10 protein-coding genes are annotated in these 13,837 nt (G+C 67.2%); 9 read left to right on the forward strand and 1 reads right to left on the reverse strand.

The annotated features are described in order from the left end of the window. Positions 1 to 11 precede the first annotated feature (11 nt). Positions 12 to 1,238 carry a pentapeptide repeat-containing protein gene (locus ACSVDD_RS24620; protein WP_448192068.1) on the reverse strand — a complete coding sequence of 409 codons (1,227 nt, stop codon included), beginning with the start codon at positions 1,236 to 1,238 and terminating at the stop codon, positions 12 to 14. A 267-nt stretch (positions 1,239 to 1,505) separates the two neighbouring features. On the opposite strand from ACSVDD_RS24620, the gene ACSVDD_RS24625 reads away from it, so the two are divergent. From ACSVDD_RS24625 to ACSVDD_RS24665, 9 genes are all read left to right on the forward strand, one after another. Further along, positions 1,506 to 3,194, forward strand: a complete 1,689-nt coding sequence (locus tag ACSVDD_RS24625) for a L,D-transpeptidase family protein (protein WP_448192058.1) — start codon at positions 1,506 to 1,508, stop codon at positions 3,192 to 3,194. Positions 3,195 to 3,453: 259 nt separating this feature from the next. Then, positions 3,454 to 4,032 (forward strand): peptidoglycan L,D-endopeptidase MepK, encoded by a 579-nt coding sequence (gene mepK, locus ACSVDD_RS24630; protein ID WP_448192059.1) that lies wholly within the window; start codon positions 3,454 to 3,456, stop codon positions 4,030 to 4,032. A gap of 412 nt (positions 4,033 to 4,444) precedes the next feature. Next, positions 4,445 to 5,593: a tyrosine-type recombinase/integrase gene (locus tag ACSVDD_RS24635; protein ID WP_448192060.1), complete on the forward strand. Its 1,149-nt coding sequence runs from the start codon at positions 4,445 to 4,447 to the stop codon at positions 5,591 to 5,593. A 452-nt stretch (positions 5,594 to 6,045) separates the two neighbouring features. Next, positions 6,046 to 7,446, forward strand: a complete 1,401-nt coding sequence (locus ACSVDD_RS24640; protein ID WP_448192061.1) for a (5-formylfuran-3-yl)methyl phosphate synthase — start codon at positions 6,046 to 6,048, stop codon at positions 7,444 to 7,446. Between the two features lie 16 nt (positions 7,447 to 7,462). After that, the gene (locus ACSVDD_RS24645; RefSeq protein WP_448192062.1) at positions 7,463 to 9,448 is read left to right on the forward strand and encodes a carboxymuconolactone decarboxylase family protein; all 1,986 of its coding nucleotides are present in this window, start codon (positions 7,463 to 7,465) and stop codon (positions 9,446 to 9,448) included. 58 nt (positions 9,449 to 9,506) lie between these two features. Continuing rightward, positions 9,507 to 10,913: a YybH family protein gene (locus ACSVDD_RS24650; RefSeq protein ID WP_448192063.1), complete on the forward strand. Its 1,407-nt coding sequence runs from the start codon at positions 9,507 to 9,509 to the stop codon at positions 10,911 to 10,913. A 78-nt stretch (positions 10,914 to 10,991) separates the two neighbouring features. Continuing rightward, positions 10,992 to 12,890 carry a phospholipase D-like domain-containing protein gene (locus tag ACSVDD_RS24655; RefSeq protein ID WP_448192064.1) on the forward strand — a complete coding sequence of 633 codons (1,899 nt, stop codon included), beginning with the start codon at positions 10,992 to 10,994 and terminating at the stop codon, positions 12,888 to 12,890. Between the two features lie 34 nt (positions 12,891 to 12,924). Next, a complete protein-coding gene (locus tag ACSVDD_RS24660) occupies positions 12,925 to 13,284 on the forward strand; it encodes a hypothetical protein (protein ID WP_448192065.1) in 360 nt (119 codons plus the stop codon). A 15-nt stretch (positions 13,285 to 13,299) separates the two neighbouring features. Then, entirely contained in the window at positions 13,300 to 13,806 is a 507-nt protein-coding gene (locus ACSVDD_RS24665; protein WP_448192066.1) for a hypothetical protein, read from the forward strand. Positions 13,807 to 13,837: the final 31 nt, after the last annotated feature.

A 13,837-nucleotide genomic window follows, 5' to 3' on the forward strand; every position in this document is an offset into this window, starting at 1 on the left:
AAACGTGGCGCTTAGCGCCGCCGCACACCCGTGCCGGCGAGTTGAGTGCGCAGCAGCTTGGCGCCGGCGAGGTCGGCGCCCTCCAGATCGGCGCCCTCCAGGTTGGCGTCGCTCAGGTTCGCCTGGACCAGACAGGTGCCGGTCAGGAAAGCGCGCGCCAGATTGGCGCCCATCAGGTTGGCCGCCCATGAGCGGCCGGTGGGACGGCCGCTGGGGTCCTTGATCTCGGCCGGGCCGAGGTGCACGGCGGTGAGGTCGCAGCCCTCCAGCCGCGCGTAGCTGAGGTTGGCGCCCGCCAGATCGGCGCCGATCAGGTTGGCGCCCTCCAGGTTGGCGCCCGAGAGGTCGGTCATCATCAAACGCGCCCCGGCCAGCGAAGCGCCCAGCAGGTTGGCGCCGCGCAGGCTGGCGGCGCTGAGATTGACGCCGCGCAGGTCGGCGCGGCTGAGGTCGGCGCCGTCCAGTTCCGCCCGCTCGCCGCGCAGGCCGCCGGTGTCGATCCAGCGCTCGTGGTCGAAGATGGCGCGCTGGATCTCCGAGCCCATGGAGTCGATCGGCCGCGCCATCTGCGCGCCGGCCAACTCCGCCTGGCTGAAATCCACGTCGACCAGACGGGTGCCCACCAGATCGGCGTTGCGGAACACAGCGCCAGTCAGCGTCGCCCCCGTCAGGTTGGCGCCGTTGAGGCGCGCGTTGGTCAGGTTGGTGTTCACCAGAATGGCACAGCTGAGGTCGGCGTTTTGCAGGATGCTGTCAGTGAGGTCGGCCTCGGTCAGCACCGCCTTGCGCAGGACGGCGCCGGTCATGTCGGTGCACACGCCCTGCGCGCTGCGGGCGGTGGCCGGGGCGGCGCGCTCCAGCACGGCCATGCGCAGTTCCGCCTGCGCGGCGTCGCGCTCGGACCGCGAGGATTTGCTGGCATGGGTCGAGCCGGCCGACAGGTCGGCGCCGCGCAGGTTCGCCTCGGTGAAGTCGGTGCCCCGCAGCCGGGCGCCGCGCAGGTCGGTCTGCGACAGGTTGGCGCGGGTGATGTCGGCCTCGTACAGGTCGACACAGAAAAGGTCGGCACCGGCGAGGTTGGTGGCGTGCAGCCGGCACTTGGCGAGGCGCGCGCCGATCAGCCGCGCCGCGCGCAGGTCGCGGTTCGTCAGGTCGACCCCTTCCAGGTCGGCCAGCGCCAGATTGGCGCGCACGCCGCCGGGTTGTCCCGTGACCCAGCGGACGTGCCGCTCCAACACCTCAGCGAGGCGGTCGGGCCTGAGGGGAGAACCGGGAGGGGGGAGTACTACGGTCTGCGTCGACACTTAGGCACGCCGCAACGCATGGTTTCGCTGCCGACATTGTGCATGCACAGTTCTTACCGAAGCCTAAACGGAACAGTCATTCGTATACGTGAGATCGAAACCAGAATGTTGCGTTAATATCACGGCCTGCGGCATTTGAGAAACACCTTCTGGACAAGGCCAAGTTTCATGGATTATCGATCCGCCAACCCAGAGGCACCGATGACACGTTTCGCGCGACTGCTGCTCGTCCTCTTCCTGGTGCCGGCTGGTGTCGCGAGCGCTGCGGCGCAGGAGAGTACCGAGAGCGCCGGGTTCGACGCCGCCATCGCCAAGCGTCTGGCGCAGGACAGCCGCATCGTCGCCGGTCGCCCGGTGGACCTCACCCCGATTCGCCGCCTGTACGCCCAGCGCGGGTTTCAGCCCGTGTGGCTGGACGAGGCCGGCGCGCCGAAAGCGTCGGTCGGCGGCGTGCTCGCCGTGCTGCGCGCGGCGGATGCCGAGGGATTGACGGTTGCCGACTACCACCCCGACGCCATCGCGGCGGCCCTGGACCCCGGTGCGCCGGCCGGGGCACCAGAGGATCGCGCGGCGCTCGACCTTCTGCTGACCGACGCGGTGATGAAGTACGGCACGCACCTGCACGGCGGCCGTATGGCGCCCAAGGCGATCAGCCCAGACTTCGCCGAGGTCAAGCCGAAGGCGCTCGATACGGCGGATCTCGTCCAACGCGTCGGTGAGTCCGCCGAGCCGCGCACCGTGCTGGCGGCGCTGGCGCCGGTCCGGGCTGAGTACGCCGCGCTGAAAGAGGCGTTGACGCGTTACCGCGCGCTGGAGGCGGCCGGCGGCTGGCCGGCGGTGCCGGCGCTTCAGGTGACGAAGCTGGAGCCGGGCCGGCGCGACCCGGTGGTGAAGGCGTTGCGCAAGCGCCTCGCCGTGACCGGTGAGTTCGACGCGACGCTGCCGGAGCCGAAAGCGGGGCAGGCGGATGTCTACGACCCGGCGTTGCGCGCGGCGGTGGAACGCTTCCAGGCCCGCCATGGCTTGACCGTGGACGGGGTGATCGGCGCCTCGACGGTCGCCGCGCTCAACGTCACCGCCGGCGCTCGCGTCGGTCAGATCCTCGCCAGCCTGGAGCGTCTGCGCTGGATGCCCGACGATTTCGGGCCGCGCCATGTGGTGGTCAACGTGCCGGACTACACGCTGAAGGCGGTGGACCACGGCGCCGTGGTGCAGGAGATGCGCGTCATCGTCGGCACCAAGGTGCGCCGCACGCCGGTCTTCTCCAGCGTCATCGGCTCGATCATCCTCAACCCGACCTGGACCATGCCGGTCAAGCTGGCCCGCGAGGACTATCTGCCGAAGGTGCTGAAGGACCCCGGCTATCTGGAGAGCCACAACATCTCGGTCTTCGCCGGCTGGTCGCCGAACGCCGAGCGGCTGGACAGCCGGCAGATCGACTGGCAGCGGATGGGAAGCAACATCGCCAAGCTGCGCCTGCGCCAGGACCCCGGCCCGCAGAACGCGCTGGGGCAGGTGAAGTTCAACATTCCCAACGGTTACGACGTTTACCTGCACGACACGCCCAATCGCGAGAAGTTCGACAAGAATGCGCGGTCCTTCTCGTCGGGCTGCGTGCGCGTCGGCAAGCCGCTGGAACTGGCCGACTTCGTGCTGGCCGGCAACCCGGAATGGCCGGTGGAGCGCCGCCAGCAGCAGCTCGCCACGGGCGAGACCAAGACGGTGGTGCTGAAGCAGCCGGTCGCCGTGCACCTGCTCTACCAGACCGCCTGGGTGGACGCCTCGGGCGTCGTGCAGTTCCGCGAGGATATCTACGGTCGCGACACCGAGATGCTGGAGGCTTTCGCCCGCCGCAGCGGCGGCCCGCAACGCATCGCCGAGGCGCGCTGAAGGGCCGGTGCGGCAAACCGCCGCTCGTTACGACTCCCGATTCGCTCCCGATTCGCGCCGTTTCCCGGCGCGGAGCCGCGTCTTGGCGTCTTTTGTGTTGCAGGAACGAAACACGAAAGGTCGCGGGAAAGCGAGCGTTAACGGAGCCGTTAACCTTTGGTCGCTTGACAAAAAGAGGTAGCGACCGCCTAAAGAGGCCGAACCTTCGGAGTAAATGCCCCGCTGAGGCGTATGGGCTTTGGTAGTTGAAGGAGGCCAAATGGCGGACGAGGGCGACCTCTCCAAACCGGCATTGAGCGTCGGACGACGGGAGTTCCTGCGACTGGGGTTCGCCGCGACGGCGGCCGCGACGGTTCTGCAACCCGCTGAATCCCTGGCTCTGGTGAAGGCGCCGCCGCGACGGCTGGCCTTCGTCAACATGCACACGGGCGAACAGGTCAAGGCCGCGTACTGGGCGCAGGGCCGCTACCTGCGCGAGGGCATGCGCGAGATCAACCGGCTGATGCGCGACCACCACAACGGCGCCGTCCACGCCATGGACCCGCGCCTGCTGGACGTGCTGTTCCATTTGCAGAACCGCGTCGGCACCCGTGGGCCGATCCAGATCGTGTCCGCCTACCGCTCGCCGCAGACCAACGCGATGCTGCAAGAGGCCGACCCGGACGGCGTGGCGACGCACAGCTATCACATGGAAGGCAAGGCGGTGGACATCCGCATCCCCGGCCTGCCGTTGCGCACCCTGCACCGCGCCGCGTTGAGCCTGCGGGCCGGCGGCGTCGGCTATTATCCCAGCAGCAACTTCGTCCACGTCGACGTCGGTCCGCTGCGCCGCTGGTAAGGGCGGCGGGCATCCCGAATGTTGAGTCCGGCATAAAGAGTAAAAATCCGGCATAAACGGTGTTCTGGGTCCCCCGGGGCAATGTGGCGCTGAATCTAAATAGGATTCGGCGCCTCTTCGTTCCTAGGATCTTCCTCCGTTTGCTGGAAAATTAGTCTTGCTGGCCAGGGAGTCAATCCCTCCTGGCGGATGCGGCCGCGTTGGCATTCTCTCACTTTTTGTCGAATTCTTTTCTGAAGTGCTGGGGCTTCGGGCTGCCGCAACGCGAGCGGTCGCGGCGTGGCATGCCCATGGGGAGGTTGCCGATTGCCCCATCGACCGGACTCGCGATTCCGTCCGACAAGCGCGGTTGTCGGACTTGAAAAAAGCGAGGACATCACGGTATCATCTCCTAAAAGGAGAAGTCGCCCCGATGCCCCCTCCGCCCGCTGCCGCCGACCGCGCCGCCGACCTCGTCCGCTCCGTCGCCGTGACCACGGCTTCCGACGGCGACGGCGCGGTCATCCGCTCCAACCTCCTCGACGACCTCGTGCTGCCCGGCGTGCACACGCCCGCGCAGATCGTCGAGATCGAGCGCCTCGCCAAGGCCGCCGCGCGCACCGTCGCCGCCCGCTACAGCGCCAACACCGCCCGCGCCTACCGCGCCGCCTGGGCCGGCTACCGGGACTGGGCGGACAGCCTCGGTTTCCCGCCGCTCGACGCCGACCCGCGGGTCGTCGGCATGTACCTCGCCAAGGCCTCGGAAACCCGCGCGCTGCCCACTCTCAAGGTCCATCTGTCCGCCATCCTGCTCGCCCACCGCCTCGCCGGCCGCTCGCTCGACGCCAAGCACCCCTTCATCGCCGACCAGCTCGCCGGTGTCGCCGCCCTGCAGGCGCGGCGCAAGGTCAAGCAGGCGGCGCCGATTCTGCCCGACCTGCTGCGCCGTCTCGTGACCGCCCAACCGGACAGCGCCGCCGGCCGGCGCAACGCCCTGCTGCTGCTGCTCGGCTTCGGCGCCGCGACCCGGCGGAGCGAACTGGTCGGGCTAGATATGGGGGACGTCGTCGTCGTGCCGGGCCGGGGGCTCGAGGTGACGATCCGCGGCGGTAAGACCAAGCGCGGCCGCACCGCGGCGATCTGGGCCGCCGACGACCCGGCGGTCTGCCCGGTAGAGGCGCTGCGCCGCTGGCGCGCCGTCTACGTCACCAGCGACGCCGACGCACCGCTGTTCGTGGCGATCAACAAGGGCGGGGCGTTCGGCGGCCGGCTCTCCGACCGCACCGTGGCGCGGGTGATCCAGGCCACCGCCGAGGCCATCGGCGAGACCGACGAGGCCCTGATCCGCTGGAGCCAGGGACCGGAGACGGCGCGGCACCTAAGCAGCCGGTTCTCCGCCCACTCGTTGCGCTGCGGCTTCGCCACCGCCGCCGCTGAGGACGCGGCGAGTTTGAAGAAGATCATGGAGCAGACCGGCCATCGCAGCACCGACGTCGCGCTGCGCTACATCCGTCACGCCGACCGCTGGCGCGACAACCCCACCGAGCGCCTGTTCCGCCACAAAAAGCCCGACGCGGGCTGATCGCCGCACGGTGCGTGATGTGCCCTCGCCCGAGCGCCCATATATAATACAGCGCAAACATACTATAGTATGTAATCCTTCCAATTAAGAATAGCAAAAATGCTTTCGTGGCTATTTGAATTCCACCAAAGCTACCTTGCTGTGTGATTGTTATCACGAGTAACCTTGTTACGTTCTGGCAATGGTGGCGAACGTATTCGCGGTCCATACGCAAAATGAACTAGGTGCATGCCCCATGCCTGATACTAATCAGGCAGAATTGATGGTGATATGGGGGTGAAGGGGATTACGCAAACGAAATAAAACGGCCTTTGCCTCGTTTCGCAGCGAATCCATTCTTTGATCTGACCTGTTTACCGTACCTGCAGTGCCAGGCGCGCGTCCAGCGGCGCGCACCGTTGAGGCGCGATGCCCAGCGCGCCCACCACTTTCCGATCATGGCGGAGGCAGAGATGAGTTCCCTTGTCCGCGTCGCCCACAACCGGAAGCTCTTGGTGAGCGTGTTCAACGCGCAGGAGGCCCGGGAGGCGGTTCTGGGCGGCGGCCGCATCATCGACAGCGAGGATCCCAAGAGCGCGCTTGGCAACATCAGCCCGCGCAACATCATGGACATCAGCGACGCCGTGCTCGACTTCAAACGCGGGCTCGACGTGCAGCTGAGCACGAACATCGGCGAGGACCAACTCCTGTTCCGCCGTTCCCAGACGGGACAGGCGATCGAGAAATCGCGCTACGAGATCGCGGGCAAGGCGGCGCAGGCGGCTATCGGCGTCGCGCTGTCGATGGGAACGAGGGTCCATCCCGTGAACCTCGTTAAGGTCGGGGTCGACGGGATGGAGGTCGAAAAGGTCGCCGAGGTGCTGCAGGAGGTGGTCCTGACGTTGCGCCGGACGGAACCGCTCAGCCATACCCAAGTAATGTCGGTGTTGTTCGCGCAGGACCTCGACCTGTGGAACGAACGCAAGCGGAGCGATGCTGTCCGCCGCGTGCTGGTGGAGTTGCGCGAGTTCAATCCGAGCTCCCCGGACGACCCGGATTCGTTCGATATCTCGCCCTACGCTATCGGCACGCTGCGCGACCAGCGCACGGGCGAGCCGCTCTTCACTGATCCGGGGCAGGTCTCGCTCGCGAGCCTCATCCATAGGGGCGCGCTGCCGCCCGGCTCCGACAGCACGCACATCCGGGTCAACGAGCTGTTCGAGCATCGCCGCTACTTCCCGCGCGTGGCTGCGGGCGCGAACCGCACGACTCGCTCCGTCATCAAGGCGATGGTGGACGTCACCGCGGAGAGCGGGGCGAACGCCATCATGATCGACACGTCCATCCTGTCCAAGGTGTCGAACGTCTGTCTCGTCGACACGGCGGGCGAGGGCATGGTCGACATCAACGGCCTGCTGGAGCGCGACGGGCTCGGCCAGCGGGGCATCCTGAGCCTGGAGGACCTGCGCTTCTTCGTCGACTACTGCCACTACCGCGGCGTGGCCGCGAACGTCGCGGGTTCCATCGAGAGCTACCAAGCGCAGCAGCTCTGGGTCCTCGTTCCGGAACTCGACCAGGCTTCGACCCGCGGCGCCGCGTCCGCCGTCGACCACGATCCGTCGAACCATCGCACCTACGCCGACACGCGCCAGCATCGCGTCATCAGGCGCACCCTGGTGCGCGGGCTGGCGCCCCCGGAACACGGCGGGGTGCTCAACCTGCCGGAGGGCCTGCGCGAGATCGATGGGGCGGCGGCGCGGGCCCGGGATCTCATGGCGCTCGTGCGCGACGGCCGCCGGGAACTCGGATTGCCCGACCTGGAGGCGTTCTGGGTCGACCGGTACGGCGCGCAGACCCGGATCGAGCGCGGCTGAGGAAGGAGGACCGACCATGCTTGCACCCGCGAGACCGTCCGGCGGGCAGGAGGCCCGCGACTGCTCCATCCCGCTGAAGGACGCCGACTTCGGACTCGGCAACGTCAATTGGACGAAGGGCCTGCAGGCCATGTCCGATTGGATCTGGAGCGCCAACCTCACCCCGACGGCCTTCCCGAACAATCTCGGCCGCTACCTCCTGCAGATCCCCGCGATCTTCGAGCAGCAGCTCGCCTTCTCGACGACCCTCATCTTCGACGAGCCCTCCTTCCGCAACGGCGTCCAGGTCTCCGGCTTCATCGAGCGGCCGGTCCGCGAGCTGGCCATCAACCTGATCGGGCAACGGCGCCGCGCGCGGTACACGATGACACATCACGCGGTGCTCGGGACGCTGACGGCGCGCCGGCACGGCTTCGCCGATCGGGACTTCGCCGCCAAGCTCATGCTCCTGACCGAACACGTCCGCCACCCGGACCGCTTCAGCCCCGTCGAGCGGGGAGTCCTGCGCTTCACCGACACCTTCGCCACCGACCCCAAGTCCTGGTCCGACGCGGAGTGCGACGAACTCAAAGCGGCGCTGCGGGAGGACAACAGGCGTCGCCATGCCGGGGAAGGGGCGTGGATGGCGCGCCTCGAGGCGGCGCGCGCCGCCTGGCGCGGCGCCGTCGGCGCCGGCTCCGGCAGCCCGGAGCGAGCGGCCGCCGCCGCCGCCGCCGCGGCGAGCTGCGAGCTGTCCGACGCGGCCAACGAGCGGATGGTGAACGCCCAGCTCGTCGAGCTCGCGTTCCTGTGCCTGCAGTTCGTGGCACTCACCGACGTCTTTTCCGGCTTGGCCATTCCGGACGAGGACTTCTTCCCCGGCGTGATGGACTCGGTCCTGGCCCCCGATCTGATCGAGCGCCTGGAGCAGATCGCGGCTGATGCGGGCGGCAGCGACGCCGCGTTCACGCCACCCGAGGTCGTCCTTCCCCTGGATCGGATCGAGACCGGCGCGTTCGTCGTCGCGCCGGCCCCGCTGAAGGGGGCGCGGGTGCCGCTCGTCTCCTACGAGAAGGATAAGGACCAGGCGACGCGCGACAAGGGCGTGGCCGTCGGCGGCGTCCAGACCGGCGTGTGGGGATGGTCCTTCGGCCAGTATTACCCGGGCGGCCTCGTCTACCTCCTGATGCACCATCCGGAACTCGCCCGCTTCGAACCGCCCTACTCGCTGCCCCTGCTGTTCAACGAGGACGAATGGCGCAACGGGACGCAGACTGGCGGCTTCGTCGGCCGACGGCTGAAGGAGTTGGCGTATCTCCGGATCTACGTGACCACGCGGGCCCGCTACGGCCTCGAGCACCACACGATGTTCCTCTTCAACGCCTACAAGGACGAATACGGCGTCGGCCGTCCGCCGAACCCGCCGATGGACGAGGACGCGAAGAAGGCGGCGCTGGAGAAGGCGCTGCGGCACGCCGAGAACGTCGTGCTCTACGTGCAGGATCCCGACCGGGCCCCCGCGGGGACGTTCTCCGACCTCGACAAGGCCCTCATCGACTGGGTCGAACGCCTGATCGTCCGTCCACGCAGCGCGCAAGGGGCCGAAGGCCCTCTGCGCGCCGAGCTCGATGCCGAGAACCGGCAGGAGGTGCGAGCCGGCGTGCGCCGCCTTGACCTCGAACCCGGGATCGGCGAGGCCGCCGCCTACGCGCGGCTCCTCGACCACCAGATCGCCGAACTCGCCATGCTCGCCGGACACATGGACGGCCTGGGCCGCGCCATGACGATGCTGCGCCTCGAATCCGAGGAGGAGACGTCGACGACCGACGAGAAGTCGACAACCGGCGGCTACATGACCAAACGGCCCAGCCTGTTCCAAACGTACGACTACGTCGGCGTCACGGCGAAGGCGCGGACCGCGAACGAGCTGCGGCTGAACCCGGCTCTGCTGAAGAAGCTTCAAAGCGAGGCCGCGCCGGAGCCGGTATCAGGGGAAGAGGCGGCGCGGACCGGGGAGTTCTGAACCGGCCGCGGCGGACCCGCCGCATACGCATCGTTGGTCCATGGAGCGGGAGGAAGCCATGAACGACGCCGAAGCCAGCCAGCAGGTGCGCGTCATCGACGACATGTATGCCGGAGCCCTCAAGAGCTTCCAGGCTGGGGATCTCGACGGCGTGCTCGGCCATTGGCATGAGGACGGGGTCTACCTCTGGCCGGCCGTGCCGCCGGCCATCGGCAAACAGCAGATCCGGGCGGCCTATGAGGGCTTCTTCGCGGCGTGGACCGCGGCGGAGACCTACCACAAGCACGAGATCGAGGTCCTGGGCGACCTCGCGTACCGTCGGTTCTCCACCGAACTCACGCTCACGCCGAAGCCGAACGGCCCGCAGTCCAGGAACGGCAGCGTCCGCATGCGGCTCAACGGGATCCACGTGTACAAGCGCGCCGAGGATGGCTCCTGGCTGTTCAAGGTGGTGATCGCCAACGACGCGCCGATCGACGGCGCGCCGGCCGCTCATCCGGCGCCGGCCGCAGGTTCGGGCGCAACGGCGACGGCGCAGGACGAGGGCGCGCGGACCGGAGAGCCAGTGCCGGGATTCCCGATGCGCTACACGTGGCAGACCGGGCCGTGGGAAGCGATCTTCGACAAGCAGATCGACCTCATCCGGAGCGACATGCGGCGCGCGAAAGCTGAGGACAAGCTGATCGTCTATCTCAGCTGCCCGATCAGCCCACGCGGCGGCGGCCACGCGGGCACGAACGTGGACGTCGCCAAGCATGTGGAACGCGCGCTGCTCGATCGCTGGGGAGAGGCGTTCTGGATCCTGAACCCCGCCCAGTACCAGCTCGAATCGAAGGCGGGCACCGGCCTCATCAATCGGCACGCGAAGGAACTCGGCATCGATCTCGCCGAGCTGCTGGCCACGTCGCGGCCGCATGGCGGGGACTACATGCGGATGTGGACGAGCGTCCTCGTGGGGAATGGCGAACGGGTCGGCAACCGGCGCATCGCGAACCCCGGACTCCTGAACAGCGGCCAGTATTTCGACGCCTTCTACTTCATCGGGCCGCGGGACGTGCAATCGTTCTTCCTGGGCGAAGGGAAGACGCTGACGGCGGGCATCCAAGCGTATTTCGCACGGAAAGACGCCAACGATCCCGATGTCCGCGACGATTTCAGCGTGCCTGGGATTACGTGGGGCGGCGCGGCGGCGGGAACGGGCGAAGCGCGCGACGAATGGGAGCGCCGGCGCATCGAATTCCTGCGCTACTACAGCGTTCGGGCGAGCGTGAACTACAGCCTTGGCTCGCACGACGAATGGCTGATCTTTCGGCTGCTGAACCAGCGCCGTCGCGAGGCCAGCCGGGACCCCGGGCGATTCATGGCCGATGGCGACGTCGGCGAGCAGATCGCTGGCTTCTTCGACGGTGGGCAGATCGACCCGGCATCGTCGCAGGCCGGGGTCTCGCGGGGCTACTCTCTCTGAAGCCGGAACTGGCCGCGGCGGCGACGCCCGCGCGGACCGCCGCGGCGCGGACCGGCCAACCCACCGATGGAGGCGACCATGGGCCGGGTGACCGCGGCCAAGGCTTACTGCAACGACGAGGTCGCGCTGATCGCGTGGCTGGTGGACGCCAGGATCGACGGGTGCCTCGGCTTCGAGATCACCCGCGTCTACGTGGACGAGAACGGCCGGGACGCCGTCCGCGCGGATGGCTCGCCGGACCGGATCAGGACGGCGTCCTTCGTGCCCTTCAAAGGACAGCGCAATCCACGCTGGTTGCCGCAGGACAGCGGCGTCTGGCCGGTCCAGAAGCTGACGTGGCGGGACCTGACGCTCCGCAGGCGCCGAAATGCGTTGGCGTTGCGTTCGGCTGGGGTCCACGTCCGCTACGAGATCCGGCCGGTCGGCGATGCCGGGCCCGGACTGGCCCTGGTGCCGCAAGCCACGCCGGCGGACGCCGGCGGGCAGGCGGCCTACGAGGGGCGACCGCGGCCGCTCGCCTATTTGGACGAGCCGGCGACCAGCAACGTCATCCACGTCACCGACCGCCTGGAACCGTTCAGCGCCGCCTTCACCAACGGCATCCTATCGGCGCAATGGCTGAGCAACGTCCTCCTGAAGGACGGCCGCATCGAGAAGGGCGAGCTCGAACACATGCTGCGCGAACCCGGGGACCCTCACCGGGAATACCTCGCCGGCTCCGTCCTACCGCTCCTGCGCGCTTTCCTGGAGCGCCCCGGACGCTTCCGCCTCGCTCTCTATGAATTGGAGGATAGGGAGCTCCTCTCGCTGCTCCTGGACCACAAGGACCAGCTGGAACTCATCCTCTCGAACACGGGAAAGGACAAGGATGACTTCTGGGACGTCCGCAATGATCCGGCCCGCAAGGCACTCCGGGCCGCCGGCGTGAGGATGCAGGACCGGATGTTCAACAACAGCGCGTGCATCGGCCACAACAAGTTCGTGGTGAATCTCGACGCCGAGGGCAAGCCGCGGGCCGTGCTGACCGGCAGCACGAACTGGACCTGGGGCGGCCTCGCCGCGCAGACCAACAACGCCCTGGTGATCGAGGATGCGGACGTCGCGGAGGCATTCGACGATTACTGGCAACGCCTCCATGCCGATGCGCTGCCCGTCCCGAACCCCCTATCGACCGAGATGCCCGGCAACGTCCAGGGCGCCGAACTTCGGGGCCGCAACCGAACGCCCTTTGCGAAGGGGATCGGGACGAGCGGAAAGTTCACGCTGTGGTTCTCGCCGAACATGCCGCAGCGCAGGAAGGGCGAAGCTGTTCCGCCGGACCTGAGCCACGTCTACCGGCTCATCCGGCGCGCCCGGAAGGCGATCTTCTTCCTTGCCTTCTACCCGGGGCAGAGCGGCAAGGACTGCATCGTCGGGGAGGCGTTGGACATCGGATTGAAGGACAGCGAACTGCTGGTCATCGGCGCGGTATCCGACCCGAAGGCGATGCCGAACTACGATCCGCAGCGGAACGGCGGATCGGGCAATCCACCGACCTTCGTCCAAGACAACCTCTCGATCGTCCGGGCCTCACGCATCGAGGACAGCGGCATCGCCGGCGACTTCAAGCTGGAAAAGCCCCCGCCGGGGCACGCCATCATCCACGACAAGATCCTGGTCGTCGACCCGCTGTCGGACGACTGCGCCGTGGTGCTCGGCAGCCACAATCTGGGGTACAAGGCGTCCTACGCCAACGACGAGAACATGGTCATCGTGGAAGGGCACCGCGCCCTTGCCGAAGCCTACATGGTCCACGTGCTCGACGTGTTCGAACACTATCGCTTCCGCGCCTACGCCATGGAACTGGCTGCGGAAGGAAAGACGGTGCGGGCCGGCTTTCTCCAGACGACCGATCGATGGCAGGACGGCTACGCCTCAGGAACGAAGGCCGCGCTCGCGCGCTATCTCGCCGATCCTTCGCGGCAGGGCCGTCGCTGAGCATTCCTCCGTCGAACAGCCGCATGAGGTCCCCATGTCGATCACGCTGACGAAGAGCAACGTCCTGCATCTCATCGCCGACGCGCTCGAGGACATGCCGGAGGTCGTCGAGCTACCGATGCAAAGCAAAGAGGATGCTGTCCAATTCGTGGACAAATTGATCAAGGACACCGCCAAGGCGGTTCGCAGCAATTTCAAACCCCAAGGCGTAGCGTTCAACCATCAAGCGGGAACGGTTTTCCTTCCCGGGTCGAACATCTTGGAGATTTGCAATCTTGCGCACAACGGCGAAGCCGTGCCGCAGCGCCATGCCGTACAATGCCCCGGATGCAGCAACTGGTACTGCAAGAAGCATAAGATGATCAAGTGCCCGAACTGTGGTCACAATCTCTAGAAGAACGACACCGCCATGGGTGAAGGCAGCGGGTACACGGACCAACCAAACAAGCAGCAAGCCATCGAGACCACGATCCCGGTTCTCTGCACGGTCATCATGGGCTTCATGGGGGCGATCATGGTCGCCGCCGCGCTCAATGAAACGACGGCGTTGGATAACTGCATGACGCAGATGTTTCGCCCATTCGGCGGCTGGACCGTTCCGTTCCAAGGACGCGTTTGGGCCATGGCCACCGCCCTAATGTGCGGCGCGTTCCTGCTCATGTCCATGACGGAGTGCGTGAAGTCGCAATGCAGCAACTTCCGGAATTCGCCTGACATCGACTTTCAACACAGTCGCATTGCCTTGCTTGCCGAACATTGGGAGCGCGCCAGGCTGAAGCACGCCCGCAATGCGATCGTCTTCTACAACATCGGCATCGGCCTGAGGCCCGACAGTTTCATGATGCCTTCCTCTTTGACGGGCTGGTCCGTCGAACCAACGCCCGGAGTTCCGGAATGTGCTCGTCGTCGAGCATGACCTGCCATGGCAGCCCCTTGGTGAGCTGGCG

It is taken from the genome of Azospirillum terrae (assembly GCF_053470425.1).